This is a genomic window from Rhodococcus sp. NPDC058505, assembly GCF_042720095.1.
GTDB lineage: Bacteria > Actinomycetota > Actinomycetes > Mycobacteriales > Mycobacteriaceae > Rhodococcus_G.
Window position 1 is genome coordinate 299262 of the sequence record NZ_JBHXNB010000001.1, and the last position, 26045, is coordinate 325306.

Genomic DNA, 26045 nt, shown 5'->3' on the forward strand with positions numbered 1-26045 from the left:
CGAACACCACGCCCGCACAGGAGGATTCCGCGCAATGAGCCGCTCCCGCTTCCGGCCCGATCGGCTGGCCGTCGTCCTGGTCGCCGCCGCCCTTCCGGTGGCACTCACCACCGTTCCGGCGGCCGCCGAGCCAGCGACGCCGGTGACCATCGTCGTCGACGCCGACCGGCCAGGCCGCACCATCCCCGCCGACTTCCTCGGGTTGTCGTTCGAGGCGAACCTGATGCACGAGCCGTGGATTGCGCCCGGCGCCGGGAACGTGGCTGCGCTGATCGCGAATCTGGGCCGGGCAGGCAACCTGCGGTTCAGCGCGAACCAGGTCGACAACACCGCGTGGACCCCGGACCCCGCGTCGCCGCTGCCTGCGTGGGCCAACGGACAGCGGGTGACCCCGGACGACCTGACGCGGGTCGGTGAGCTGGCGCGCAACACCGGCTGGAGCGTCGACCTCGGCGTGAACCTCGCGCACTTCGACCCGGCCGCCGCCGCCGCCGCGTCCGCGCCGCGCGGGACCGGATCGGCGCTGCCCTTCGGTCGGTGCAGATCGGCAACGAACCCAACTTCTACCTGCTGACGCCGCTGACCGGCGGCGGCGACCGAACGCCGTATCTGCCGGGAAGCTACGCGGACGACGCCCACACCTACCGGGAGGCGATCGCGGCGGCCGCACCCGGGGTCGCCGTCGAGGGGCCGGACACCGCGGCGGGCGGGACCGGGAGCACGCTCGCCGAGGCCGCGATGAGGGCCACCCTGGTCGACCCGTGGCTGGACTCCTACATCGACCGGTTCGGCGCCGAGAGCCGGTCCCTCAACCAGCATTACTACCCGTTCGTCAACACCGAACGGCTGGGGCTCTCGGACGGCAGCTCCGCGCTGGTCGGCGGTCAGCCGACCGTCGACGCGCTGATGTCGCGGGACACCTCGAACCGGCAGACCGCGTTCATCCGCGACCTGGTCGCCACCGCCGAGCGGGCGGGTCTGCAGCCGCGGCTGTCGGAAACCAACTCCGTCGCCAAGGAGGGGTTGCCCGGGGTCACGAACAGTTTCGGCGGCGCACTCTGGACGGTGGACTATCTGATGACCGCCGCGCGGGAGGGTGTCACCGGGGTCAACCTGCACCTGCAACCGAACGACTGCGAGAGCTACCCGGTCTTCTGCTTCCCGGACGACGCCGCCCGCAGATCGGGCCTGGCGCGCCCGAACCCCAACTACTACGGTGCCCTCGCCGTCGCGGAGCTGGTCGGCGGCCGGATCCTGCCCACCACGGTGGATTCCGGTGACCGGCACGTGTCGGCGCTGGCGGTCCGCCTGCCCGACGGCACGATTCGGGTCCTGGTCGACAACCTCGACCGCGACGCCGATGTCGCCCTCACCGTGGCGATCAACGGCGGGCCGGGCGAGGGCGCGTCCGGGCCCGCGCACGTCCAGCGGCTGACCGGCGGGGCACCGGAGGCCATCGACGGGACCACGTTCGCCGGCGCCGAGGTGGCGGCCGACGGCACCTTCACCCCGGCCGGCTCCGAGTCGGTCCCGGTGGGCGTGGGCGGGTATCGCCTCGACGCCGGGGCGGCCAGCGCGGTCGTGCTGACCGCCCCGGCATGAGGGTTAGGCGGGGAAGGTGTAGATGCGGCAGCCGCGCATGTTGGCGGCGCCGACGACGCTCGCCGCCCGGTCGTGGTCGCCCTGCGCCTCCAGGTTGTTTCCCAGCTGTGCCTGGTCGTCGCAGTAGCCGACGAGGTGGTCGTCGTCCGGCGGGTTTGACACGTACCGGTCGCCCGCACCCGAGTCCGCCGCGCCGACCGCGGCGGCGGGGCCTGCGAGAATCATCGCGGCGGCGGCAACGCCGATCGTGAGCAGGCGTCGCAGCGGATGTGTGTACGGCATGGGAACCCCTCCTGCCGATGCCGAGGGAGGTGGTGAGAGTCCCATCCTCCCCCGATCACCGGTCACGCACCAGGGGTGCGTGACCGCCCGGTCACCTGGCCGGACGGCGTACCGGGGCGCAGCAGTCGACGGCGCACAGCGCACCGTTGGTTCCGACGCCGTACAGCGGTTCGGTGCCGAGCCTGCGGGCCGGCGCCTCCGCGGTCCGCTCGGCGACGAGCTCGGCAACCAGCGCCGCGAACCGCGGGTCGGTACCGGGCGTGCCCGCCCGCACGTACCCGAGCCCCAGGTCGGCGGCCCGATCCCTGGCCTCGGTGTCCAGGTCCCAGATCACCTCGAGGTGGTCCGAGACGAACCCGACCGGGCAGACGATTACCGCGGTCGCGCCGGCCGCGGCGACGGCGTCCAGGTGATCGCAGATGTCGGGGTCGAGCCACGGCACCTGCGGCGGCCCGGAGCGGGACTGCCACACCAGGTCGTGCTCGGGCGCACCGACCGCCGCCGCGCACAGCCGGGCGGCCTCCGCGACCTGGCGGCTGTAGAGCCTGCCGCCGTCGCGGGGCGGACCCGCGCTGGAATCCGCCGCGACCGGCACCGAGTGCGCGGTGAACACCAGACGCGCGCCTGCCCGCTGCTCCGCGGGCAGCTCCTGCCGTGCCGCGCTGATCGCGTCCGCGAACGCGGCCACGATCAGCGGATGGTCGTAGTACTGGCGCAGCTTCGTCAGCTCCGGCGCCCCGTCGACGGCAGCTCGGGCGCGGGTGATGTCCTCGTGGTACTGCCTGCACCCCGAGTAGCCGCCCCACGCCGAGGTCGGGAAGACCAGCGCCGACCGGATCCCGTCGTCCCGCATCCGTGCGACGGTGTCCTCCACCATCGGATGCCAGTTCCGGTTCCCGAAGTACACCGGCAGTCCGGTTCCCGCCGAGCCGAATTGGGCCTCGACGGCGGCGATGATGTCCCGGTTGAGGGCGTTGATCGGGGACACCCCGCCGAAGTGCAGGTAGTGCTCGACCACCTCGTCGAGGCGCTCCGGCGGCACCCCCCTGCCGCGGGTGACGTTCTCGAGGAACGGCCGGACGTCGGCGGGCTTCTCGGGTCCGCCGAAGGACAGCAGCAGGAGGGCGTCGTACACCGGCTCAGCCCATGAAGTTCTCGGGGAACCAGGTGTTGTGGCTGGCCCCGCCGTCGACGTAGATGATCGAGCCGGTGGTGGCGGGCAGGAAGTCCGAGAGCACCGCGCAGACGCTGGTGCCGACCACACCCGGATCGTTGACGTCCCAGCCGATCGGCGATGCGCCGTCCCAGTACTCGTTCAGCATGGTCAGCTTCTTGGCGTCGTCGGTCGCCGTCCCCGAGATCGCCTTGGCCGCGAGGGTCTTGATCGGTCCCGCAGCAACCAGGTTCGAGCGGATCTTCTTGGCGTAGCCCACTTCCCGCGCCACGTACCGGTTCACCGACTCAAGCGCCGCCTTGGCGACACCCATCCAGTTGTAGTCCGGCATCGCGGTGCGCGGGTCGAAGTCCATGCCGACGATCGAGCCGCGCTCGTTCATGACCGGCAGCACGGCGCGGGCGAGGGACGCGTAGCTCCACGCGGAGATCTCGAAGGCCTTCGCGACGTCGGGCCCGGGACCCTCGAGGAACGGCAGCGCGTCCGGACCCATCAGGGTCTTGGGCGCGAACGCGATCGAGTGGACCACACCGTCGAGCCCCTGGGGGGCCAGCTCCCGAACCTTGTCGGCGAGCGCGGCGAGGCTCTCCTCGTCGGTCACGTCCAGCGGAATGGCCGCGGGCACCGACTCCGGGAGCCGTTGCGCGATCCGGTCGATCAGCCGCAGCCGTTCGGGGATGCCGGTGATGATCACGGTGGCACCCTGCTGCTGCGCGACCTTCGCGGTGTGGAACGCGATCGATGCGTCGGTGATGATGCCGGTGACGAGAATGGTCTTGCCGTCGAGCAATCCGCCCATGGTTGTGCTCCTAGAGGAAGTACGAAAGTCGGTGGGTACGAGGGTGGTACGAAGGTCAGTGACCCATGCCCATGCCGCCGTCGACGGGGATCACCGCGCCGGAGACGTAGGCGGAGTCCTCGGACGCGAGGAAGGACACGACCGCGGCGACATCCTCGGGCTTGCCGAGCCGCTGCAGCGGAATGAACTTCTGCGCCATCTCCTTCGTGTCGGCGGGCAGATCCGCGGTCATGTCCGTCTCAATGAAGCCGGGGGCGACGACGTTCGCGGTGATCGACCGCGACCCGAGCTCCCGCGTCACCGACCGCGCGAGACCGACGACACCGGCCTTCGATGCGGCGTAGTTGATCTGCCCGGCCTGGCCGGCGAGACCGACGACGGAGCCGAGGAAGATCATCCGGCCCCAGCGTCCCCGCAGCATCGCCCGGTTGGCACGCTTCGCGCAGCGGAAGGCGCCGGTCAGGTTCGCGTCGAGGACGTTCGTGAACTGCTCCTCGGTCATCCGCATCAGCAGGGTGTCATCGGTGATGCCCGCGTTCGCGACCAGCACCTCGACCGGGCCCTGATGCGCCTCGACCTCACCGAACGCCCGGTCCACCGAGTCGGTGTCGGTGACGTCGCACTGCACACCGAACAGGCCGTCGGGTGCGCCGGAGCCGCGGTGGGTGACCGCCACCTTGTGACCGTCCGCGGCGAGACGCTGGGCCACCGCGAGGCCGATGCCCCGGTTGCCTCCGGTCACGAGCACGGAGCGGGACGGGGTGGACGCGTTCGACATTCGATCAACCTATCTGTTGTGTTCCGGCTGTTCCGATTCGGTGGCAGCTTATTCGTGGAGTCGGGTCAGTGTGTGCTTTGGCGGAGCCGGGTCAGTGTGCTTTGGCGGAGCCGGGTCAGTGTGCTTTGGCGGAGCCGGGTCAGTGTGACAGTCCGGCCACGGTCACGGCAGCCGTTGGCGCAGAACCAGGGCCGAACCCAACCCGGCCGCGGTGGCGAGGACACCGAGCACCAGCCACACGCGGCTCGCGTCGCCCCGGACGGTCTCGAAGCCGATCTGCTCCTCGAGGGTGTCGTACACCCGCTTCAGCTCCTCGAGGCTGGACGCGGTGAAGAAGGTGCCGCCGGACAGGTTCGCGATCTCCCGCAGCGACGGATCGTCCACCGGGACGGCGATCCGTTCGTCGCCGATGTCGACGGTGCCGTAGGAGGTGCCGAACGAGATCGTCGAGATCGGCACGCCCGCCTCCTTCGCCTGCCGCGCCGCGGTGTACCCGCCGCGGGGCGCGTCGGGGCTGTCGGGCACGGTCTGCTTGCCGTCCGAGAGCAGCACGATCCGGGCGGGCGGCACCTGGTCGCCGCCGCCGAGGACCGCACCGAGGGTCTCGATGGACTGCAGCGAGGTGAAGATCGCCTCACCGGTCGCGGTGCGCTCGGCGAGGGTGAGGTGGTCGATCGCCGCCTTCGTCTCGTCCCGGTTGATGGTCGGCGACACCAGCACGGACGCGGTGCCCGCGAACGCGACCAGCCCGAGGTTGATGCCCGGGGTCAGGCCGTCCGCGAACTGTTTCGCGGCCTCCTGTGCGGCGGCGAGCCGGGTCGGTTCGACGTCGGTGGACTTCATCGACAGCGACACGTCGATCACCAGGATCACGGTGGCCCGGTTGCGCGGCACCCGCTTGTCGGAGGTGGGTCCGGCGAGCGCCACCGTCAGCAGCATCAGGCCGACCAGGACGAGGGCGGTCGGCAGGTGCCGCCACCGTCCGGGGCGGGCAGGTGCAACCTTCTCGAGCATCTCGAGGTTCGAGAACCTGAGCAGGTTGCGTTGCCGCTTCCGTTGCGCGAGAACATATCCGGCGGCCAGCGCCGCGACGACGAGCAGGAACGCGAGCCACAGCGGTGACGCGAACTGGGAGAAACTCACGGTCGGGTCACTCGATTCACCCGGGAACCATAACTGTGGCGGCGCGCGGCGACGAAGCGAACCACGTCGGCGATCCAGTCCCGATCGGTGCGCAACCCCAGCACCGGCGCGCCGCAGCGGCGCAGCGTCTGCTCCACCTGGTCGCGGTGCGCCTGCGCCGCCGCCGCAAAGTCGGCCCGCAGTTGCGGCGTTGTGGTGAACTCGCGGGTCCGTCCGGTCTCCGGGTCGTGCAGCACCACCTCGCCGAGGTCCGGCAGTTCCAGGTCCCGTGGGTCGAGCACCTCGATGCCGAGCAGGTCGTGCCTGCCGGAAACGGCGCGCAGCGAGCGTTCCCAGTCGAGGGGGCCGAGGAAGTCACTGATCACCACCGCGAGGCCGCGGCGGCGTTGCGGCCTGCGGAGCGCCTCGATCGCGCCGGTGAGGTCGCCGCGGACCCCGTCCGGCGCGTGCGGGGTGGTGGCGATGGTCCGCAGCATGGCCTGCGCGTGCAGGCGGCCGCCGCGGGCCGGGATCCGGACGGTGTGGTGGCCGGTCGCGACGATCGCCCCGATTCGGTTGCCACCACCGCTGGTCAGGTGCGCGACGGCCGCCGCAGCCGCGACCGCGAGGTCCCGCTTCTCCGCACCGGCGGTGCCGAAGTCCAGGCTGGCGGACAGGTCCACCACCAGCCAGGTTTCCAGTTCGCGGTCGGCGACGGACTGCCGCACGTGCGGGTGCGTGGTGCGGGCGGTGACCGACCAGTCCATCTGCCGGACGTCGTCGCCCGGCTGGTACGGCCGCGCGTCGCCGGGTTCGGTGCCGGGGCCGGGGATCAGGCCGAGGTGCTCGCCGTGCAGGACGCCGTCGAGCCTGCGCCGGACGGTCAGCTCGAGGGTGCGCAGCGCCGCCGCGAGTTCGGGGTCCCGCAGTTCGCCGGAGCGCAGCGACGGCGGTGCCCCGTGCCCGGCACCCGACTGCGGTGCCGCGGGCCCGGTGGGTGAGGCGGCTCCGGTCACCGCGGCGCGCCGCCGACCGGGGCTGTCGGCGCCTGCGGTTGGACGGGGACCGGCGGGACCGGCTGCGCCGCCACCTGCGGCAGGCCGACGGTCTGCAGGACCCGGGTGATCACGTCGTCGGGGCTGACCTCGTCGGCGAGGGCGTCGTAGGACAGCACGAGGCGGTGGCGCAGCACGTCGGGGACGACGTCGAGGATGTCCTGCGGGATCACGTAGTCGCGGCCGCGCAGCATCGCCAGCGCCCGGCACGCGGAGATGATCCCGAGCGTTGCGCGCGGTGATGCACCGTAGGAGATCCAGCTTGCGACGTCGGACAGCCCGAACGCGTCGGGGGTGCGGGTCGCGGCGATGACCCGGACGACGTAGTCGACGAGCGCGTGGTGGACGAACACCCCGGCCGCGGTCTTCTGCAGCCGGATCAGGTCGTCCGGGCCGAGCACCTGACGCGGCTCGGGGGCGGCGACCCCCATCCGGTAGACGATCTCGCGCTCCTCCTCGACCGACGGGTAGTCGACGAGGACCTTGAACAGAAACCGGTCGCGTTGTGCCTCCGGCAGCGGGTAGACGCCCTCGTTCTCGATCGGGTTCTGCGTCGCCATCACCAGGAACGGCTCCGGCATCGGGAACGTCTTGCCGCCGATCGTGACGTGTCGTTCCGCCATCACCTCGAGCAACGCGGACTGCACCTTCGCCGGCGCCCGGTTGATCTCGTCGGCGAGCAGGAAGTTCGCGACGACGGGCCCGAGCTCGATGTCGAACTGCTCGCGGCCCTGGCGGTAGATCCGGGTACCGACGAGGTCGGTTGGCACCAGGTCGGGGGTGAACTGGACGCGGGAAAAGGACCCACCGACCACGGTCGCGAACGTCTCGACGGCGAGCGTCTTTGCGACACCGGGCACGCCCTCGAGGAGGACGTGTCCCTTCGCGAGCAGCCCGACGAGGATCCGTTCAACGAGCCGGTCCTGGCCGACGATGACCCGCTTAACCTCGTAGATCACCTGCTCGAGCAACTGTGCGTCGTCCCGGATCCCGGATGCCGTCCCCGCGGGGCCGTTCCGCGTCGCGTCCCCAGCCGGAACCGGGTTCCCGTTCGTCGCCGCGCCGCCGTCCGCGTCCTGTGACGTCACCAACTGTCCTCCGCTTTCCACTCCCCGGACCCGACGCGGTTCGCCGGGTCAGGACACCATCCGGACCACATACGGGGTCATGCCGTCCCAGCGCAGCGGCGACACCTTCACGAATGATCCCGACTGCGGAGCTTCGAGCATCTCCCCGTTGCCAAGGTACAGCCCGACATGCTGGCTGGCATTGGGCCCGTAGAACACCATGTCACCGCGTTTCATCTGCGATGTCGGCACCTGCTCGCCCGCGGTGTACTGGTATCCGGTGTAGTGCGGCAATGAGATCCCGATGCCGGCGAACGCATAGATCATCAGCCCGGAGCAGTCGAATCCGACCTTGTTGAAGTCGCCGTAGCTGTCGGCGACGCCGCCGTCGCGGATACCGAGCGTCGGGCCGTTCGCGTCGCCGCCGCCCCACGCGTAGGGAACACCGAGCTGGGACATCGCGCGGTCGATCACGGTTTCGATCGCGGCGCTTCCGGTGACCGAGGGGGTCGGCTTCGGCTTCGGTGTCGTGGACGTCGGCGGTGTGGCTGCCGTGCCGTCGCCCTCGGTGGAGTCCGACGTGTCCGAGTCGGTGCCATCGGTGCCATCGGCGCCCCCGGATTCGGTGCCGTCCGGGTCGGTGCCGTCCGGGTCGGTGCCGCCGGTGCCGCCGGACTCGTCTCCCCCGGACTCGTCTCCCCCGGACTCGGTGCCGTCGGGTTCGGCGGCACCGGATTCATCGCCTCCGGTTCCGGTGTCGTCGTCGGGTCTCGACCACGACGGCAGTTCGGCCGGATCGTCCTCGATCTGGGTATGGCTGCGCTGCCCCTCGGCCAGCGCGTTGGCCCGGTCCCGCGCCGCCTGGTCCGCTGCGACCCGCGCAGCAGCCTTGGCCGCCGCCTCCCTGGCCGCCTGCGCCGCCGCGGCGGCAGCGGCCTGCTCCGCTGCCCTCTGCCGGTCCCAGTTGACAAAGGCCTGGCGTTGGCTCTGCAGGCCGGAGACGTTGTCACGCGCGGCGGCGAGTTTGGCTTCGGCGGCCGCCTTCTCCGCCTCGATCGCCGCCTTCTTCTCCGCCTCGGCCGCGAGCGCGGCGCGGGCCACCGCGATCGCGTTCTCGGCGTCCGCCTTGCGTGACTCGGCCGCCGACGCGGCGGCGTCGGCGCGCTGCTTCGCCTCGCGGGCCGCGGAGTTCTTGTTCGCCTCGGCGGTGCGGGCCCGCTGCAAACCGTCGAGCACCGCGTCCTTCTTGGTGGCGAGGACCCGCAGCAGCTGCGCCCGATCGAGGATGTCGCCCGGCCCCGTTGACCCGATGAACGAGGCGAGCGAGGCGACGCCGGTGCCCTGCCGGTAGGTGTTGGCGGCGAACTCGTCGAACCGCACCTGGGCCGCCGTGATCTGGTCTCCCGCGTCCCGGAGCGCCTGCAGTGTTGTCCCAACCGCGTCCGCCGCCGCCCCTGCCGCATCCCGCGCGTTCTGCAGGTCGACGAGCGCCCGGTTGACGTCCTCCCGTTTGATCGCGACCGCATCGTCGAGGGCCCGCAACTGTTGGTCGGCGCCCGCCACCTGGCCGATCAGCGCACCGACCTGACCGACGCGGGCCGCGACGTCGGAGTCGGCCTGCTGCAGCTGGCCGTCGCTCGGGTTGGGTGGTGGCGGCGGAACCGCTTCGGCGAGCCCCGCGCTGCCCGCGAGCAGTGACGCGGCGATGCCGAACCCGACGAGCATCTGCGCGCCACGAGTTCGTCCGGCTGCGTGTGCGCGGCGGCGGCCGCCGCTGAGTGCCCCTCGACTCGCTGTCGTCCGACTCACTGTCGTCTCCCTCGGTTCGGGACCGTCCGGGGAAGACCCGCCCCGCCCGCAGGCCGGTACGCCAGCGAACACCGACGGGCAGGCGTCACTCTCGTGGCTACCGCGCCCACAGTGACACTTCTTCCCCAAAAAGCGCCAATGGCACCGTACGACACTTCGCGCACTGGCGAAACTTCAGTCACAAACGACACAGGGGTAATTACACCGCACACAGGTGCCGTGTCCTGGAACGAATCGCCCGCGGCACGACACAGAGTCGCAGCGGGCGGTCGTCAGCGAGCGTCGGAACGAATGCCGTTCAGCGCGACCGGCGTTCGGCGTCGAGGCGGCGTGTCCGGAGCAACCAGGTGGCGGCAGCGCCGCCCCCGACGACCAGCACGAGGCCGATCGTGATTAGCCCGTACGGGGCGTCCGGGCGGATCACCTCGTCGAGGAACTGGTTGGCGGAGTCGACGGCCTTGCCGGTGTACGCGTGGTCCTGCGCGTCCTCGATCGTCACCCGCGCGAGCGAATCACTGTAGGTGCCCACCCAATTCGGGCTCAGCACCAGCACGGTCCCGCCGTCCTCGGTGCCAATCTCGGTCGCGATGTCCCGGAGTTGCTCATCCCTGCCGGGATTGCGGTCCAGCACGACGATGCGCAGGGTCAGGTCGTGCTCACCCGCGCGCGCGACCACGTCCTGCAGTTCGGCAACGTCCGCGGACGGTGCGGACACACCGTCGTCCGACAGATCGGCGCGGATGGTGTCGATGTCGACACCGGGCGGGATGTCGGCGGGGGCCGGAAGGAACGCGACGGTATGGGCGGCAGGCATCTCTCATCCGGGTGTGTCGTGGTGGCGGTGCGGTGACGAGACCGCCCCCGCACCTTACGGGACCGCGGCCGCCCTGGGCGCCTGCGGCGCACCACACGCGACCACTCACCGTGATGGCGCCGGGACCGTCCGGCCCGTTTGCGGTCACCGGGCAGACGGACGAGGATCACCGATGCGCGACCCGCACACCGTGCGGATGCCGCAGATTTCACAGGACAAGCGTACTGTTAGAGTCACTGCGAGGTACTTCGGCGCGACCTACCGGGTCGGTCTCGACACAGTCGACCACATGGCAGCTTCCGGTCATGACACCTGACTGGTCGCCGCGACGAGCCTCGCTTGCCGTCGGCACAGCCCCGTCGACGGCGAACCTCAATGACGAGTGGAGCTGACGTGAGCACCAGTATTGATTCGTTCGGCGCCAAGGGGACGCTGGAGGTCGGACAGAACTCCTACGAGATCTTCCGCCTGAACGCCGTTCCCGGCACCGAGAAGCTGCCCTACGCGCTGAAGGTTCTCGCCGAGAACCTGCTGCGCACCGAGGACGGCGCCAACATCACCGCCGACCACATCCGCGCGATCGCGAACTGGGATCCCTCGGCCGAGCCGAGCGTCGAGATCCAGTTCACCCCCGCCCGGGTGATCATGCAGGACTTCACCGGCGTTCCCTGCGTCGTCGACCTCGCCACCATGCGTGAGGCCGTCGCCACCCTCGGCGGCGACCCGAACAAGGTCAACCCGCTCTCGCCCGCCGACATGGTCATCGACCACTCGGTCATCCTCGACGTCTTCGGCCAGGCCGACGCTCTCGAGCGCAACGTCGACCTCGAGTACCAGCGCAACGGCGAGCGCTACCAGTTCCTGCGCTGGGGCCAGGGCGCGTTCGACGACTTCAAGGTCGTCCCCCCGGGCATGGGCATCGTGCACCAGGTCAACATCGAGTACCTGGCGCCGACCGTCATGACCCGTAATGGCCAGGCGTACCCCGATACCTGCGTCGGCACCGACTCGCACACCACGATGGTCAACGGCCTCGGCGTGCTCGGCTGGGGCGTCGGCGGCATCGAGGCCGAGGCCGCGATGCTCGGCCAGCCGGTCTCCATGCTGATCCCGCGCGTCGTCGGCTTCAAGCTGACCGGTGAGATCCAGCCGGGCGTCACCGCAACCGACGTCGTGCTCACCGTCACCGACATGCTCCGCAAGCACGGTGTGGTCGGCAAGTTCGTCGAGTTCTACGGCGCAGGCGTCGCCGAGGTGCCCCTCGCCAACCGCGCCACCCTCGGCAACATGAGCCCCGAGTTCGGTTCCACCGCAGCGATCTTCCCGATCGATGGCGAGACCATCAACTACCTGCGCCTGACCGGCCGCAGCGACGAGCAGCTCGCGCTCGTCGAGGCGTACGCCAAGGAGCAGGGCATGTGGCACGACGCCGCGAACGAGCCCGCCTACTCGGAGTACCTCGAGCTGGACCTCGGCACCGTCGTGCCGTCGATCGCCGGCCCGAAGCGCCCGCAGGACCGGATCCTGCTGTCCGACTCGAAGGCCGCGTTCCGGCGCGACATCAACACCTACGTCACCAACGGCGAGTCCGCGGCGCACTCCGCGCTGGACGAGGCCGTCGAGGAGTCCTTCCCGGCGTCCGATCCGGTCGAGCACTCCACCGCCAACGACGAGGCCGTCGTCCCGTCGGCAGCGAACGGTGCGACCGGTCGCCCGAGCAAGCCGGTGAAGGTGTCCTCCGACCGCGGCGAGTTCGTCCTCGACCACGGTGCGGTCGCGGTCGCGGGCATCACCTCCTGCACCAACACCTCGAACCCGTCGGTGATGATCGGCGCCGCGCTGCTCGCCCGCAACGCGGTCGAGAAGGGCCTGTCCTCCAAGCCGTGGGTCAAGACCAACATGGCTCCCGGCTCGCAGGTCGTCGCCGACTACTACGAGAAGGCCGGCCTGTGGCCGTACCTCGAGAAGCTCGGCTTCTACCTCGGCGGCTTCGGCTGCACCACCTGCATCGGCAACACCGGCCCGCTGCCGGAGGAGATCTCCAAGGCGGTCAACGACAACGACCTCGCGGTCACCGCGGTGCTGTCCGGCAACCGCAACTTCGAGGGACGCATCTCCCCCGACGTGAAGATGAACTACCTGGCGTCCCCGCCGCTGGTCATCGCGTACGCCATCGCCGGAACGATGGACTTCGACTTCGAGGTCGACGCGCTGGGCCAGGACACGGACGGCAACGACGTCTTCCTCAAGGACATCTGGCCGTCCGCGCAGGAGATCGACGACACCATCAAGGCCGCGATCAGCCAGGACATGTTCCGCAAGTCCTACGCCACCGTCTTCGCCGGTGACGAGCGCTGGCAGAACCTGGCCACCCCGGAGGGCGACACCTTCGCGTGGGACGACAAGTCGACCTACGTCCGCAAGGCGCCGTACTTCGACGGCATGGCGATGGAGACCACCCCGGTCAGCGACATCACGGGTGCGCGGGTGCTGGCACTGCTCGGCGACTCGGTCACCACCGACCACATCAGCCCGGCAGGCCCGATCAAGCCCGGCACCCCGGCCGCGCAGTACCTCGACGCCAACGGTGTCGAGCGCAAGGACTACAACTCGCTGGGCAGCCGTCGCGGCAACCACGAGGTGATGGTCCGCGGCACGTTCGCGAACATCCGCCTGCAGAACCAGCTGCTCGACGGCGTGTCCGGCGGCTACACCCGCGACTTCACCGTCGAGGGTGCGCCGCAGGCGTTCATCTACGACGCGTCGCAGAACTACCAGGCCGCGGGCATCCCGCTGGTCGTCCTCGGCGGCAAGGAGTACGGTTCCGGCTCCTCGCGTGACTGGGCGGCCAAGGGCACCCGCCTGCTCGGCGTGAAGGCCGTCATCACCGAGTCGTTCGAGCGGATCCACCGCTCCAACCTCATCGGCATGGGCGTCATCCCGCTGCAGTTCCCGGCGGGCGAGTCCGCCGCGAGCCTGGGCCTCGACGGCACCGAGACCTTCGACATCGCGGGCATCGAGAAGCTGAACGAGGGCGTCACCCCGAAGACGGTCAAGGTCACCGCGACCAAGACCGACGGCGCGAAGGTGGAGTTCGACGCGGTCGTCCGCATCGACACCCCCGGCGAGGCGGACTACTACCGCAACGACGGCATCCTGCAGTACGTGCTGCGCAACATGATCCGGGGCTAGTAGGCGCTACGCGCCTGTGCGCGTTTTCGGCCCCTAGGGGAGCACAAAGCGCTCACGACCACTTCGCTGGAAGGCGAGCGTGCGAGATCACGTGGTCGTGAGCGCTTTGTGCGTTGGCGAGGTATCTCGCGACGGCCGAAAACGCGCACAGGTGACCCGACGAAGGAGGGTTGCCTTGGCCGAAAACACGCACAGGCGACCGACGAAGGAGGAAGCCCGTGCCCAAGGTCAGTGACGACCATCTGGCTGCGCGCCGTCGGCAGATCCTCGACGGCGCCCGCCGCTGCTTCGCCGAGTACGGGTACGAGGGTGCGACCGTGCGCAGGCTCGAGGACGCCACCGGACTGTCGCGGGGCGCGATCTTCCACCATTTCAAGGACAAGGACGGCCTGTTCCTCGCCCTCGCGCAGCAGGACGCGACCCGGATGGCCGACGTCGCCGCCGAGGAGGGCCTGGTCCAGGTGATGCGGGACCTGCTCGCGAAACCGGACGAGTTCGACTGGCTCGCGACGCGGGTGGAGATCTCCCGGCGGCTACGGACCGACCCGGAGTTCGCCCGCGAATGGAGCGAACGCGGCGTCGAACTCACCGAGGCCACCGTCGCGCGGCTGGAACGGCAGAAGGAGGCGGGCCGGCTGCGCGACGATCTGCCCACCGATGTCCTGGTCGGCTACCTGGACCTGGTCCTCGACGGGCTGATCGCGCGCATCGCGTCCGGGCACGGCGGCGAGAACCTGTCCGCGGTACTCGATCTCGTGGAGGAATCGGTCCGGCGGCAGGAGTAAATGCCGCTCGCCTGCACACACCTTCTGCCGCATGCACAGCGCAAAATCGTGCGGCACGCACAGCGCAAAATCGTGCGGCACGCACAGGGGGAATCGGCGTCCAGAACCCGTGTGCGTCAGCGAGAAGGTGTGTGCACACGGGTGCTTGCCCGGCGACGTCAGGTGCCGTGGGTCGCACGGCGCCGGTTCGGGCCGCCGCGGCCGCGCAGTTCGACCCCCGCCTCGGTGAGCAGCGTCCGGACGAACCCGTAGGACCGGCCGGTCGCGTCGGCGAGGCTGCGGATGCTGGCGCCGCGCAGGTAGCGGTCGCGCAACTCGGTCTGTAGTGCGTCCCTGGCGCCGCCGGACACCCGCACCCCCTTGCGCACCGACGCGAGCTCCGCCATCACCGACCTCCGACTGTGATCCCAGTCACTTCTCGATGGTCAGGCTAGTACAGATCCGGCGCCCGCTCCCGGCGCGGCCGCCGGTGCACACCCCCACTGCAGCACCCGCAGGGACGCTGCACGCCCAACACCGGTGCGCGTGCCCGAAGAGGTGTGTGCACACAGGCCTTCCCGGTGTGGACGGCGGGAACCCCGGTGCACACCGGCGCTGCAGCACGCGCAGGGATGCTGCACGCCCAACACCGGTGTGCGTGCCCGAAGAGGTGTGTGCACAGGGCCCTCGCGCGCCGGACCGGGCCGGGCGGCGCTCGCTCAGGCCAGGGTGATCAGGCCAGGGTGATCAGGTCCAGGTACTCCTGCGACCAGTGGTCCTCGGTGCCGTCCGGCAGCAGGATCACCCGCTCCGGGTTCAGCGCCTCCGCGGCACCCGGATCGTGGGTGACCAGCACGACCGCGCCGGTGTAGCTGCGCAGCGCCTCCAGGACCTGCTCGCGGGAGATCGGATCCAGGTTGTTGGTCGGCTCGTCGAGGAGCAGCACGTTCGCCGCCGAGGACACCAGACCGGCCAGCGCGAGCCGGGTCTTCTCGCCGCCGGACAGGGTGCCCGCGGGCTGGTCGAGCTGCGGGCCGGTGAACATGAACGCGCCGAGCAGCCCGCGCAGGTCCTGCTCCCCCGCGTCCGGCGCGGCGTGCCGAATGTTCTCCCACACCGACGCCTGATCGTCGAGGGTGTCGTGCTCCTGCGCGAAGTAGCCGGTCTTGAGACCGTGCCCCGGCACCAGTTCGCCGAGATCCGGCTTCTCCGCGCCGGCGAGCAGCCGCAGCAGCGTCGTCTTGCCCGCGCCGTTGAGGCCGAGGATCACCACGCGGGAACCGCGGTCGATCGCGAGGTCGACACCGGTGAAGATCTCCAGGGACCCGTACACCTTGGTCAGGTCCTTCGCCATCAGCGGCGTCTTGCCGCACGGCGCAGGCTCCGGGAACCGGATGTGCGCCACCTTGTCGGCGACCCGGACGTCGTCGAGCTCCGCGATCAGCTTGTCGGCCCGCTTGGCCATGTTCTGCGCGGCCGTCGCCTTCGTGGCCTTCGCGCCGAGCTTGGCCGCCTGCTGCCGCAGCGCGGACGCCTTCTTCTCGGCGTTGGCGCGTTCGCGGCGGCGGCGCTGCTCGTCGGTGGCACGGGCGTCGAGGTACTTCTTCCAACCCATGTTGTAGATGTCGGCCTCACCGCGGACGGCGTCGAGGAACCACACCTTGTTGACGACGTCGTCGAGCAGGTCGACGTCGTGACTGATCACGATCAGGCCGCCGTCGTGGTTCTGCAGGAACCCGCGCAGCCAGGTGATCGAGTCGGCGTCGAGGTGGTTGGTCGGCTCGTCGAGCAGCAGCGTCGTGTTCGACTTGCCACCGGAGCCGTCGGACGCCGCGAACAGGATCCGGGCCAGCTCGACGCGGCGACGCTGACCACCGGACAGGGTGCGCAGCTGCTGACCAAGCACCCGGTCCGGCAGCCCGAGGCTGTGGCAGATCCGGGCGGCCTCGGACTCGGCGACGTACCCGCCGAGCGCGGAGAACCGGTCCTCGAGATTGCCGAACTTGCGGACCGCCTTGTCGCGTTCGGCGTCGTCGGCCGCCTCGGCCATGATCGCCTGCTGCTTCTCCATGTTGCGGATGATCTCGTCGAGTCCGCGGGCGGACAGCACGCGGTCCTTCGCGAGGACGTCGAGGTTGCCCTCCTTCGGGTCCTGCGGCAGGTAACCGAGATCGCCGCTGCGGACGACCACGCCCGCGTACGGCTCCCCCTCCCCGGCGAGGATGCGCAGCGTGGTGGTCTTGCCCGCGCCGTTGCGGCCGACCAGCCCGATCCGGTCACCCGCCTGCACGCGCAGCGCCGATCCCGGCGCCGAGAGCAGGGTCCGGACGCCCGCACGAACTTCCAGGTCGGTGGCGGTGATCACGCGCGAACTCCTCGGGGCACTTCAGACGGATTGACGGCGGGACGCCGCCACGGGCGGTGTCGCGGGCGCACGATGCCAGTCGCGGGCGCACGAAGCCACCAGTCTACCGGTCCGGCGCGGGGGTGACCGCATCGGTGACGGCGGCGACGCGACGGGACCGCGTGCCAAGCTACCGGGGTGACTGTCCCCGACCTCCTAGTCCTCGGCCTTGGTCCGGCGGGCCGCGCCCTCGCGCATCGCGCCGCGGCGGCCGGGCTTGGCGTGGTGGCCGTCGACCCGGCGCCGGACCGGCCGTGGACGCCGACCTACGGCGCGTGGGCGGACGAGTTGCCGCGCTGGCTCGACCCCGATGTCGTCGCAACGCGGGTGCCGCGGCCGACCGTCTGGGCGGGCGGTCGGCACCGCATCGACCGCGAGTACGTCGTGCTCGACAATGGCGCGCTGGTTGCCGCGCTCGACCTCGGCGCGGTGCGGGTGCTGCGGGGCCGCGCCGCCCGCGCCGACGCCGCCGGCGTCACCCTCGCCGACGGCACCCGCGTCGCCGCCCGCGCCGTCGTCGACGCGCGTGGTGTGCGCCGGGCGCCGGGGTTGGCGGAGCAGACGGCGTACGGGATCGTCGTGTCGGGTGCGGTGGCGCGGCCCGCGCTCGGCGGCGCGGACGCCCTGTTCATGGACTGGCGCGGCGACAACGGCGCCGCCGACGGCGCGCCACCGTCGTTCCTGTACGCGGTGCCGCTCGGCAGCGACCGGGTCCTGCTCGAGGAGACCTGCCTGGTCGGCCGCCCCGCGCTGCCGCTGCCCGTGCTGCGGACGCGGCTGCGCACCCGGCTCGCGGCGCGCGGCGTCACCGCCGCCGACGACGCGCCGGTTGAGCGGGTCCGGTTTCCGGTGCACGCGCCGCGGCAGGACCTGTTCGGGTTCGGGTCCCGCGGCGGCCTCGCGCACCCCGGCACCGGGTACAGCGTCGCCGCGTCCCTCGCCTGCGCCGACGCCGTCGTGCACGCGCTGGTCACCGGGGGCGACCCGGCGGCGGCGGTGTGGCCCGCGCCCGCTCGCGCGGTGCGGGCGCTGCGCGGGATCGGACTGCGTGCCCTGCTCACGCTGCCACCCCAGCGGGTCCCCGCCTTTTTCGGGCAGTTCTTCGCGTTGCCGGTTGCCGCGCAGCGCGCCTACCTGTCGGACCGCGCCGACCCGGTTGCCGTCGCCGCCGCGATGTGGCGGCTGTTCACCGGCGCGCCGATGCCGGTGCGGCGCACACTGATCGGCGCCACATTTCCGCGGAGAGGACACCGATGAAGGTCGAGATCCAGCTGGACGCCGCCCCCACCGACGCGGCCCGTCGGGCGGTGGAGCTGGCCGGGACCGGGGCGGCGGGCCTGTTCACCTTCGAGGGACCGCACGACGTGTTCTTCCCGCTGGTGGCGGCCGCGCCGGTCGTCGACGCGGACCTGACCACGAACGTCGCGATCGCGTTGCCGCGCAGCCCGATGCACCTCGCGCACGCGGCGTGGGACCTGCAGGCGATGTCCGGGGGCCGGTTCCGGCTCGGGCTGGGATCGCAGATCCGGCCGCACATCGAGAAGCGCTACTCGGCGGCGTGGTCACGCCCCGCGGCCCGGATGCGGGAGATGGTGCTCGCGATCCGAGCCATCTTCGACGCGTGGGAGTCCGGGTCGCGCCTGGACTTTCGCGGCGAGTTCCACACCCACACGCTGATGCCGCCGACGTTCGTGCCCGGTCCGCTCCGGTCCGGGCCGCCGCCGATCCTGATGGGCGCCCTCGGCCCGGTGATGACCCGCACCGCGGCGGAGGTGGCGGATGGGCTGCTGGTGATGCCGTTCCACAGCGAGCAGCACTTCCGGCAGCGCACCCTGCCCGCCGTCGAGCTCGGCCTCGACCGCGCCGGACGGGACCGCGGCGAGTTCGAGGTCGTGCCGCAGGTGATCGTCGCGACCGGCCGCACCGACACCGAGCTCGCCGCGGCGACCACCGGGGTGCGGGCGCTGCTCGCGTTCTACGCGTCCACGCCCGCCTACCGTCCGGTGCTCGAGGTGGAGGGCTGGGCGGACCGGCAGGAACCGCTCAACGCGCTGTCCAAGCGGGGCGCGGTCGCGGAGATGGTGGCGTTGGTCGACGACGCGATGGTCGACACGCTCGCCGTCCGCGGCACCCCGGAGCAGTGCGCGGCCGAGATCGACCGCCGCTTCGGCGCCAACGCCGACCGGGTGTGCTGCTACTTCCCCGGCTACGACGTCGACCTCGCCCACGTGCGGGACCTGGTCGCCGCCCTCGGCGCGGTCCCTCAGCGCGGCGCCGCGAACTCGCCGAGGGTCTGACCGACCGCGTCGGGAACGCCGTCCAGCGCCCACAGCGCAAGCCCCACCGCGACGAGGGTGAGCAGCGGCCCGAGCAGCGCGCGTTCGAACGTGCCGCCCGCGCGGATCGACAGCCAGGACGGCAGCTGGAGTTCCCACCAGCGGCGCCCCCGCCACGGCAGCAACGGCGCAAGGAACGGCACCCCCTCCTTGGTGATGGCGTCGCCGAGGCAGTGCACCGCGCAGCCGAGCCCGACCGCGACCCCAAGCGCCCGCGACCCCACCTCGTCCGGATACCAGGTCCAGGTCAGTGCGGACAGGGTCCCGGCGACGAGGGTGACCGCGACCCAGCCGTTGCGTTTCGCCCATCCGCCCGCGAGCCCGCGGAGCGCAAGCCCGAGCGTCAGGAACAGGGTGCCGATGATCGCGGGCTGTCCGAACGCGACGATCAGCCAGGACACCAGGGCGCTGAGCGCGACCGCGAACAGCGCGGTGTGGGTGAGGGTGCGGTGCCCGCCCCGTCGCTTGGGGTCGCGCCTGCCGCGGGTGATGCGGTAGTACCCGACCGACACGCTGTCGACGCCCTTGGCGAGCGCCCAGCTGGCCGGGCCGAAGGAGCGGGCGACGGTCGACTGGGTGGTGTCGAGGTCCGGCAGCAGCGCCGCGCCAGCACACACCCCTGCGAAGGTGAACATCTCGGCGGTCGACGTCGGGCCGCCCCACTCGGAAGGGAGCACCTGGGCGGCAAGCAGGCCTGCGACGGCACCGGAGACGGCGTGGGTCGCACCCATCACCATGAGAGCATCATCACGTACGCGAAAACCCTTCGGACGACGGCGAACACGAGCACCACCCGAAGGAAGCCGCTCAGGACGGCCCGAATGTAGCAATCGACTCCGACACAAACGCCGCCTCGCCGGTGCGGAGCACCGGCGAGGCGGGCGAAAAGGGGGTAGGGCGGGACTACGAACCGAAGACCGGGAGCACGGCCGCGGTCTTCGCGAGCGGTGCGCCATCCAGGTTGTCGGGCAGCGCGACACCGAGGTTGGTCAGCACGGTCGGGGTGATGTCGGCGATCGTGTAGCCGTTGTCGGTGGCGCCCGCGGCGTACCCGGCGCCGCGGGCGATCACGAACGTGGTCGCCTCCTCCGGGGTCTGGCCGCCGTGACCGCCGGTCGGCTTGTGGCCATGGTCGGCGGTGACGAGGATGGTCCACTGCTCGCCGGTGTCGGCGGCGCGCCTGTCGACGGCGTCGACGATCCTGCCGACCTCGGCGTCGACCCGGGTCAGGGCCTTCTGGTAGCCGGGCCCATCGGTGCCTGCGGCGTGTCCGGCGCCGTCGACCTGGTCGAGCTGGGTGAAGATGAAATCGGGGCCGGCGGAGGCGATCTGGTTCGCGACAGCGGTGGCGGTCGCTGTGTCGGTCGCGCCGACGCTGCCCGCGTTGGCGGTGGTGGTGACGACGTCGGCCGCGGGCGACCCGCTGCCCGCGATGGTCGCGATCCCGTCCCAGGTGGAGATCGACTGGGTGTGCAGTTCCGGGTTCGCGGTCTCGATCCGGGTGAAGGCGGTCGGGTACTGGTCGTACCGCGCCCCGGCGAACGAGTTGTCCTGCACGCCGTGCTTGTCGTTCCAGACGCCGGTGAGGATCGTCGACCAGGACGGCCCGGAGATGGTCGGGTGGCCCGCGATGGACGACTCACCGCTGGTGCCCTCCGCGATCAGTTGGTTCAGCCGGGGCGCGTCGGCGGCCTTGATCTGGTCGAGCATGGTTCCGTCGAGGCCGATGACGACGGTCTTGGTCGGTGTCGGTGCGCCCGAGGTGGATCCGAGGTCGACGATGGTGGTTCCGAGGCCCTGCGCGGCTGCCGGGCCCGCGAGGACGGCACCTGCCGCGACCGCGGCGAGAAGGGTGGTGGTGGTTGCTGCGATGTGCTTGTTCGTGGTCACGCACCCGATCCTGATTTAGGACTAGACCAATCGCACGGCGAGGAGGCCTTCCCGCCGCGATGTTCATCGTCCCGTCGCCGAACGGCCCCCGATCTCCCCCTCCCGGTCACCGCGCCGACGACGGCGGGTCACCCAGATCCTCGACGGATCGGTCCGGCCGCAGCCCTCGCCACACCGGGTGCCGCAGCCTGCCGTCCGGCGTGACCTCAGAAAACCGCACCTCCGCAACCAGTTCCGGACGCAGCCAGTGCGCGGTCCGCGCCTCGGCGTCCGGAACACCCACCAGCGACGGGCGATCGGTCGCCAGCGCCGCCGTCCGGTCGGCGAGCTCGGACAGTGCCGCCGCGGTCAACCCGCTGCCGACCTTCCCGACGTACCGCGGCGCTGCGGGGTCACCCGCACCGAGGAGCAGCGACCCGATACCTCGCGCCCGTCCGCCCTCCCCTGCCTGCCAGCCCCCGATCACCACCTCGCAGCTGCGAAAGTGCTTGATCTTCAGCCAGTTCGGCGAGCGCCCCGGCCGGTACACCGAATCCCACCGCTTCGCGACCAACCCCTCCATGTGCCGCTCCGAGCTGGCCGCGAGGGCGTCGGTGAACCCCTCGGCGGCGAGATCCGGAATCCGCCAGGGCTCCCCGGCCGCGAACCGGATCGCGTCCAGGACGGTGCGCCGGTCCCGCAGCGGCTTCCCGGCGAGCACGGTGCCGTCGAGTTCGAGCACGTCGAACACCAGCAGGGCCACCGGGTTCGCCGCGGCGCCCGCCGCCGCGTCAGCGGCCCTGCTGCGTCCCATCCGCTGCTGCAGCCGCGCGAAACTCGGTGCGCCGTCCGTGCCGAACGCGACGATCTCGCCGTCGAGGACCCCGGCGTGCCCGCGTAGCGCGGCCGGAATCCGCACCAGCTCCGGGTAGCCGACGGTCAGATCGTGCCCGTTGCGGCTGACCAGGCGCACCGTTTCCGTGCCGGATGCGGCGTCCGAGTCGAAGTGCACCAGCGCGCGGATGCCGTCGAACTTGTACTCCAGCGCCCACACCGCAGGGTCGGCGCGGCCCGCGAAGTCGGCAGCGGTGGTCGCGGTCGCGAGCATCGGCGACCACGCCGGGGACGCGGCAGGGGCGGACCCCGGTCCCGGCAGCACCGCGGGCGCGATGCCCGACCGCACCCGCGCGAGCACCTCGGGGAACTCCAGCTGCGTCAGTCCCGGCGCCGCGAGCTCGTCCCACGTGCGCGGCGCCGCCGCATGCGGCCGGGCCGTCCCGCGCAGCGAGTACGGCGAGACGGTGGTCTTCGACGCCGAGTTCTGGCTCCAGTCCACGAACACCTTCCCGGTCCGGTGCGCCCGCGTCATCGTCGCGGTGACCGACTCCGGGGTCTGCCGCTCGAGTTCCACCGCGATCGCCTTCGCCACCTCGCTGCAGCGTCTCGACGTCCACCCCGAAGGGACCGCGGCATAGAGGTGAATCCCCTTGCTGCCGCTCGTCACCGGGAGGGCGTCGAGGCCGCGCGCCACCAGCGCTGCCCGCACCCGCAACGCGACCCGCGCGCACGCGTCGAGATCCACCCCGGGACCCGGATCGAGGTCGATCACCAGACGGTCCGGGTCGGCCGGGGTCCCGTCGTCCGCGAATCGCCACTGCGGCACGTGGAACTCGAGGGCCCCGGACTGCGCGAAGTAGACCAGCGCGGCCAGCTCGGTGACCTCCGGATAGTCCACCGTCTTCGAGCCCGCCGCGAGCGGGTGCCGCGGAATCCAGTCCGGCGTCGCGGTCTCCGCGTTCTTCTGGAAGAACGGCTCGGCCGCGGTGCCGTCGGGCCACCGCTTGCGGGTCAATGCCCGTCCGGTCAGCAGCGGCAGCAACACCGGGCCGATCTCGGTGACGTACTGCAGCACCTCGGCCTTGGTGGTGCCCGACTCCGGGTAGAGCACCTTGTCGAGATTGGTCAAGGTCAGACGCCTGTTCCCGACGCGAACCACCGCGTTGTGCGCCATCTGCCCCCGCCAACCGAGTCGACTTCACCTGGCCTGATCCCACAGTATGGACCATCATGGGATGATGCGGTCGATATGGAAAGGCTCCATCGCGTTCGGTCTCGTCAACGTGCCGGTGAAGGTCTACTCCGCCACCGAGGACCACGACATCAAGTTCCATCAGGTCCACGGCAGGGACGGCGGACGGATCCGCTACAACCGGGTCTGCTCCGAATGCGGCGAGGTGGTGCAGTACGCCGACATCGACCGGGCGTACCGGTCCGAGGACGGCGCGCAGGTGGTCCTCACCGACGAGGACTTCGACAAGCTCCCCGCCGCGGAGAAGCATGAAATTCCGGTGCTGCAGTTCGTGCCGTCGGAGCAGATCGACCCGATCCTGCTGGACAAGAGCTACTTCCTCGAACCCGACTCGGCCTCACCGAAGGCGTATCAGCTGCTGGCGTCGACGCTGGCCGAGAGCGACCGGACCGCGCTGGTGCACTTCACGCTGCGGCAGCGCACCCGGTTGGCCGCGCTGCGGGTCCGCGACGGCGTCCTGGTGATCCAGACGCTGCTGTGGCCGGACGAGGTCCGGGCCGCCGACTTCGAGAAGCTTGAGGGCGCGTCGACGCCGAGCGACAAGGAACTCGCGATGGCCACCATGCTGGTGGAGTCGATGTCGGAGGATTTCCGGCCGGAGTCGTACACCGACGACTACCAGCTGCAGCTGCAGAAGCTGCTGGATGAGACCATCGCCGCAGGCGGCGAGAAGGTGTCCGTTCCCGCTGGTGCGACGCGGGAGGCCGACGCGGAGGTCGTCGACCTCGTCGCCGCGCTGCAGCGCAGCGTGGACGAGGCGAGGAAGGAGCCTGGGAAACCCGCGTCGAAGCACAAGGCGAAGACCGGCTGACGGTACCGAATCAGACCTTCTAACGCGTCCCGATCCTCGCCGCCCCGCTGCTCATCCCCGGACCCTGGATCATCCGCATCGGCATGGTGCTGCTGCTGTTCCTGCCGTTCGTCTACTTCCTGTTCGCGCTCAAGCGGATCTACCTGCGCCACCGACTCGTCAGCCACGGCCTCGATCCCGAACTCCTCGACGCGCATCGGCAGCAGCGGCTCGACGCCGAACGCGACGACTACGAGTCCCGCTACCGCCGCACCCAGTAGGCCTCGGCGCCGAGCTGCCCTCACTCCGCGAACGGGCGTCCGGCCGCGAAGACGTGCCGCACAAAGTTCTCCCCGATCCGGCGATGGCCCTCCGGGTTGGGGTGCAGTGCGTCGGGCAACGGGTGCTCGACGAAGTCGTTGTCCCCATACAGGTCCCGGCCGTCCAGATAGTGCAGATTCGGGTCGTCGACGGCCCGCTGTTCGACGATCCGAGCCAGCTCATCGCGAATCACGCTGAGCGTCAGCCGACCCGCCGCAACGTCGGCGGGGTCGCCGGTGGCCTTGAACCGCATGCTGCCGGTCGAGAAGTCGGGCGCCAGCGGGCCGGGGGTGTCCTCCTGGATCGGGCACAGGATCGGCGACACGACCAGCAGCGGAATGTGCGGGTGCCCGTCGCGGACGGTGTCCAGGAAGCCGTGCACCGCCGGACCGAACGCGCGCAGCCGCATGGCGTCGGTGTTGACGATGTTGATGCCGATCTTGACGCTGATCAGGTCCGCGGGAGTGTCGCGCATGGCGCGGGCGGTGAACGGGTCGAGCAGCGCGCTACCGCCGAAGCCGAGGTTGATCAGTTCGACCCCGCCGCCGTGCCGAGCGGCGAGCGCAGACCAGATGCTGCTCGGGTGCGCGGCGTTGGACCCTTGACTGATAGAGCTGCCATGGTGGAGCCACACCCGCCGTCCGTCGGAGGTGATCGGTTCGATCGGGGCGTCCGTGCGCAGGCCGATCAACTCGGTGATCTCCGCGTGCGGCAACCAGATCTCGATGTGCTTGTCACCGGCGGGTAGGTCGGTGAACCGCGCGGTGCCAGCTGGCCCCTCCGCCAGTTCGGCTGCCCCGGTGCGCAGGTCGGTGATCGTGTGGACGTTGCCGCCGTCGACCGTCGCCTGCGCGGCGAGCTTGCCATCGGCGAGCAGGTCGTAGACCCCGTCCGGCAGCGCGGGCATGCCACGGTAGGCCCGCTTCGTGGGCAGGGAGTCCAGTTCAATGGTGGTGGCGCGGGTTCGGAATTCGAGCCGCACTCCGGACGGCTGCACCTCGGCCATGGCGAGCTGACTGTCGGGGATCTGCTTGCGCGCCGCCGCGGGCAATCGATGCGGCAGCACGCCGCGCCGGGTCGGTTCCAGGTCCAGGAAGCCGCGCAGCAGATCTGCGGTGATGGGTGTGGTCACCCACCTGGTGTCGGTCTTTGTCATTTCCTACTTCTCGCCTACTTCTCGGTGGCAGGGACTGCTCGGGTGCGCAGCAGGATGTCGAGCGAGTCGACGACCCACTCCCAGGACTGCTGCGAGTCGACGGCGGTGTGGCTGAACCCGCCGGCCAGCTCGAGGGTGACGTAGCCGTGGAAGACGCTGCCCAGCAGGCGAACCGCGTGGGTCTGACCGGGCTCGGTCAGGTCATAGCCCCGCAGGATCGCGCGCATCATCTGCGAGTGCCGCACTCCCGCGCTCGCCGCCGCCGTCTCGGGATCCAGGCGCAATCGGGCGGCGTCGAATCGGCCGGGATGCTCACGCGCGTAGTCGCGGTAGGCATCGGCGAACGCGGCGAGCGCGTCCTTGCCGGACCGGCCTGCCACGGCGTCGGCGGCACGGTCGGCGAGTTCCGCGAGGGCGAACAATGCGATCCGCGTTCTCAGGTCCTCGGTGCCCTTCACGTGCGAGTACAGGCTCGCGGACTTCACGCCGAAGTGCCGCGCGAGCGCCGACACGGTCACCTGCTCGAAGCCCACCTGGTCGGCGAGCTCGGCGCCCGCGAGGGTCAGCCGGTCAGGGGTCAACCCCACTCGAACCATCAGCACTCCCCAATCTGGCTAATGGC

Annotated in this window: 24 protein-coding genes; 8 read left to right on the forward strand and 16 right to left on the reverse strand. The window is 70.9% G+C overall.

Annotated elements, in window-relative coordinates; all coding sequences use genetic code 11:
- Nucleotides 1-34 precede the first annotated feature (34 nt).
- Together ACFWPA_RS01310 and ACFWPA_RS01315 are read left to right on the forward strand one after the other, a co-directional pair.
- Nucleotides 35-574, forward strand: coding sequence for a hypothetical protein (locus ACFWPA_RS01310; protein WP_378569495.1), 540 nt, complete (start codon nt 35-37; stop codon nt 572-574).
- Nucleotides 538-1602 carry a hypothetical protein gene (locus tag ACFWPA_RS01315; RefSeq protein WP_378569497.1) on the forward strand — a complete coding sequence of 355 codons (1065 nt, stop codon included), beginning with the start codon at nt 538-540 and terminating at the stop codon, nt 1600-1602. The genes ACFWPA_RS01310 and ACFWPA_RS01315 overlap by 37 nt, the downstream gene beginning before the upstream one ends.
- 3 nt (nt 1603-1605) lie before the next feature.
- On the opposite strand, the gene ACFWPA_RS01320 is transcribed toward ACFWPA_RS01315, so the two are convergent.
- From ACFWPA_RS01320 to ACFWPA_RS01360, 9 genes are all read right to left on the reverse strand, one after another.
- Entirely contained in the window at nt 1606-1884 is a 279-nt protein-coding gene (locus tag ACFWPA_RS01320) for a hypothetical protein (RefSeq protein ID WP_378506372.1), read from the reverse strand.
- Nucleotides 1885-1975: 91 nt separating this feature from the next.
- Nucleotides 1976-3019 (reverse strand): ferrochelatase, encoded by a 1044-nt coding sequence (locus ACFWPA_RS01325; RefSeq protein ID WP_378506371.1) that lies wholly within the window; start codon nt 3017-3019, stop codon nt 1976-1978.
- A 4-nt stretch (nt 3020-3023) separates the two neighbouring features.
- Nucleotides 3024-3857, reverse strand: coding sequence for an NADH-dependent enoyl-ACP reductase InhA (gene inhA, locus ACFWPA_RS01330; protein ID WP_378506370.1), 834 nt, complete (start codon nt 3855-3857; stop codon nt 3024-3026).
- Between the two features lie 55 nt (nt 3858-3912).
- Nucleotides 3913-4635 (reverse strand): 3-oxoacyl-ACP reductase FabG1, encoded by a 723-nt coding sequence (gene fabG1 / locus ACFWPA_RS01335; RefSeq protein ID WP_378506369.1) that lies wholly within the window; start codon nt 4633-4635, stop codon nt 3913-3915.
- Between the two features lie 162 nt (nt 4636-4797).
- Nucleotides 4798-5778, reverse strand: coding sequence for a VWA domain-containing protein (locus tag ACFWPA_RS01340; protein WP_378506368.1), 981 nt, complete (start codon nt 5776-5778; stop codon nt 4798-4800).
- Entirely contained in the window at nt 5775-6773 is a 999-nt protein-coding gene (locus ACFWPA_RS01345; RefSeq protein ID WP_378506367.1) for a DUF58 domain-containing protein, read from the reverse strand. Before ACFWPA_RS01345 ends, ACFWPA_RS01340 begins: the two co-directional genes overlap by 4 nt.
- A complete protein-coding gene (locus ACFWPA_RS01350; RefSeq protein ID WP_378506366.1) occupies nt 6770-7903 on the reverse strand; it encodes an AAA family ATPase in 1134 nt (377 codons plus the stop codon). Before ACFWPA_RS01350 ends, ACFWPA_RS01345 begins: the two co-directional genes overlap by 4 nt.
- A 45-nt stretch (nt 7904-7948) precedes the next feature.
- Nucleotides 7949-9604: an NlpC/P60 family protein gene (locus ACFWPA_RS01355; protein ID WP_378506365.1), complete on the reverse strand. Its 1656-nt coding sequence runs from the start codon at nt 9602-9604 to the stop codon at nt 7949-7951.
- 382 nt (nt 9605-9986) lie between these two features.
- Entirely contained in the window at nt 9987-10502 is a 516-nt protein-coding gene (locus tag ACFWPA_RS01360; protein WP_378506364.1) for a DUF6676 family protein, read from the reverse strand.
- A 375-nt stretch (nt 10503-10877) separates the two neighbouring features.
- Between ACFWPA_RS01360 and acnA the strand changes: the two genes are divergently transcribed.
- Entirely contained in the window at nt 10878-13694 is a 2817-nt protein-coding gene (gene acnA, locus ACFWPA_RS01365; RefSeq protein WP_378569500.1) for an aconitate hydratase AcnA, read from the forward strand.
- Nucleotides 13695-13912: 218 nt separating this feature from the next.
- Nucleotides 13913-14479 carry a TetR/AcrR family transcriptional regulator gene (locus ACFWPA_RS01370; RefSeq protein WP_378506362.1) on the forward strand — a complete coding sequence of 189 codons (567 nt, stop codon included), beginning with the start codon at nt 13913-13915 and terminating at the stop codon, nt 14477-14479.
- Nucleotides 14480-14637: 158 nt separating this feature from the next.
- On the opposite strand, the gene ACFWPA_RS01375 is transcribed toward ACFWPA_RS01370, so the two are convergent.
- Nucleotides 14638-14865 (reverse strand): helix-turn-helix domain-containing protein, encoded by a 228-nt coding sequence (locus tag ACFWPA_RS01375; RefSeq protein WP_378506361.1) that lies wholly within the window; start codon nt 14863-14865, stop codon nt 14638-14640.
- Nucleotides 14866-15191: 326 nt separating this feature from the next.
- On the reverse strand, nt 15192-16823 hold the full coding sequence (locus ACFWPA_RS01380) for an ABC-F family ATP-binding cassette domain-containing protein (RefSeq protein ID WP_378506360.1): 1632 nt from the start codon (nt 16821-16823) through the stop codon (nt 15192-15194).
- A 177-nt stretch (nt 16824-17000) separates the two neighbouring features.
- On the opposite strand from ACFWPA_RS01380, the gene ACFWPA_RS01385 reads away from it, so the two are divergent.
- Nucleotides 17001-18119, forward strand: a complete 1119-nt coding sequence (locus ACFWPA_RS01385) for a lycopene cyclase family protein (protein WP_378506359.1) — start codon at nt 17001-17003, stop codon at nt 18117-18119.
- A complete protein-coding gene (locus tag ACFWPA_RS01390; RefSeq protein WP_378506358.1) occupies nt 18116-19159 on the forward strand; it encodes a TIGR03617 family F420-dependent LLM class oxidoreductase in 1044 nt (347 codons plus the stop codon). The genes ACFWPA_RS01385 and ACFWPA_RS01390 overlap by 4 nt, the downstream gene beginning before the upstream one ends.
- Here ACFWPA_RS01390 and ACFWPA_RS01395 read toward each other — a convergent pair.
- The 3 genes from ACFWPA_RS01395 to ligD all read right to left on the reverse strand — a co-directional run bounded on the left by ACFWPA_RS01395 (nt 19126) and on the right by ligD (nt 23033).
- The gene (locus tag ACFWPA_RS01395) at nt 19126-19935 is read right to left on the reverse strand and encodes a metal-dependent hydrolase (RefSeq protein WP_378506357.1); all 810 of its coding nucleotides are present in this window, start codon (nt 19933-19935) and stop codon (nt 19126-19128) included. The genes ACFWPA_RS01390 and ACFWPA_RS01395 overlap by 34 nt on opposite strands.
- A gap of 166 nt (nt 19936-20101) precedes the next feature.
- Nucleotides 20102-21088 (reverse strand): alkaline phosphatase family protein, encoded by a 987-nt coding sequence (locus ACFWPA_RS01400; RefSeq protein WP_378506356.1) that lies wholly within the window; start codon nt 21086-21088, stop codon nt 20102-20104.
- Nucleotides 21089-21194: 106 nt separating this feature from the next.
- The gene (gene ligD, locus ACFWPA_RS01405) at nt 21195-23033 is read right to left on the reverse strand and encodes a non-homologous end-joining DNA ligase (RefSeq protein WP_378506355.1); all 1839 of its coding nucleotides are present in this window, start codon (nt 23031-23033) and stop codon (nt 21195-21197) included.
- A 109-nt stretch (nt 23034-23142) separates the two neighbouring features.
- Here ligD and ACFWPA_RS01410 point away from each other — a divergent pair, with 109 nt between their 5' ends.
- Together ACFWPA_RS01410 and ACFWPA_RS01415 are read left to right on the forward strand one after the other, a co-directional pair.
- On the forward strand, nt 23143-23967 hold the full coding sequence (locus ACFWPA_RS01410; RefSeq protein ID WP_378506407.1) for a Ku protein: 825 nt from the start codon (nt 23143-23145) through the stop codon (nt 23965-23967).
- Nucleotides 23968-23999: 32 nt separating this feature from the next.
- Entirely contained in the window at nt 24000-24227 is a 228-nt protein-coding gene (locus tag ACFWPA_RS01415) for a DUF5313 family protein (RefSeq protein ID WP_378506406.1), read from the forward strand.
- Between the two features lie 20 nt (nt 24228-24247).
- Here the strand turns inward: ACFWPA_RS01415 and ACFWPA_RS01420 are convergent, their stop codons facing one another.
- The gene (locus ACFWPA_RS01420) at nt 24248-25423 is read right to left on the reverse strand and encodes a GDSL-type esterase/lipase family protein (protein WP_378506354.1); all 1176 of its coding nucleotides are present in this window, start codon (nt 25421-25423) and stop codon (nt 24248-24250) included.
- 14 nt (nt 25424-25437) lie between these two features.
- Nucleotides 25438-26019 carry a TetR/AcrR family transcriptional regulator gene (locus ACFWPA_RS01425; protein ID WP_378506353.1) on the reverse strand — a complete coding sequence of 194 codons (582 nt, stop codon included), beginning with the start codon at nt 26017-26019 and terminating at the stop codon, nt 25438-25440.
- Between the last annotated feature and the right edge of the window lie 26 nt (nt 26020-26045).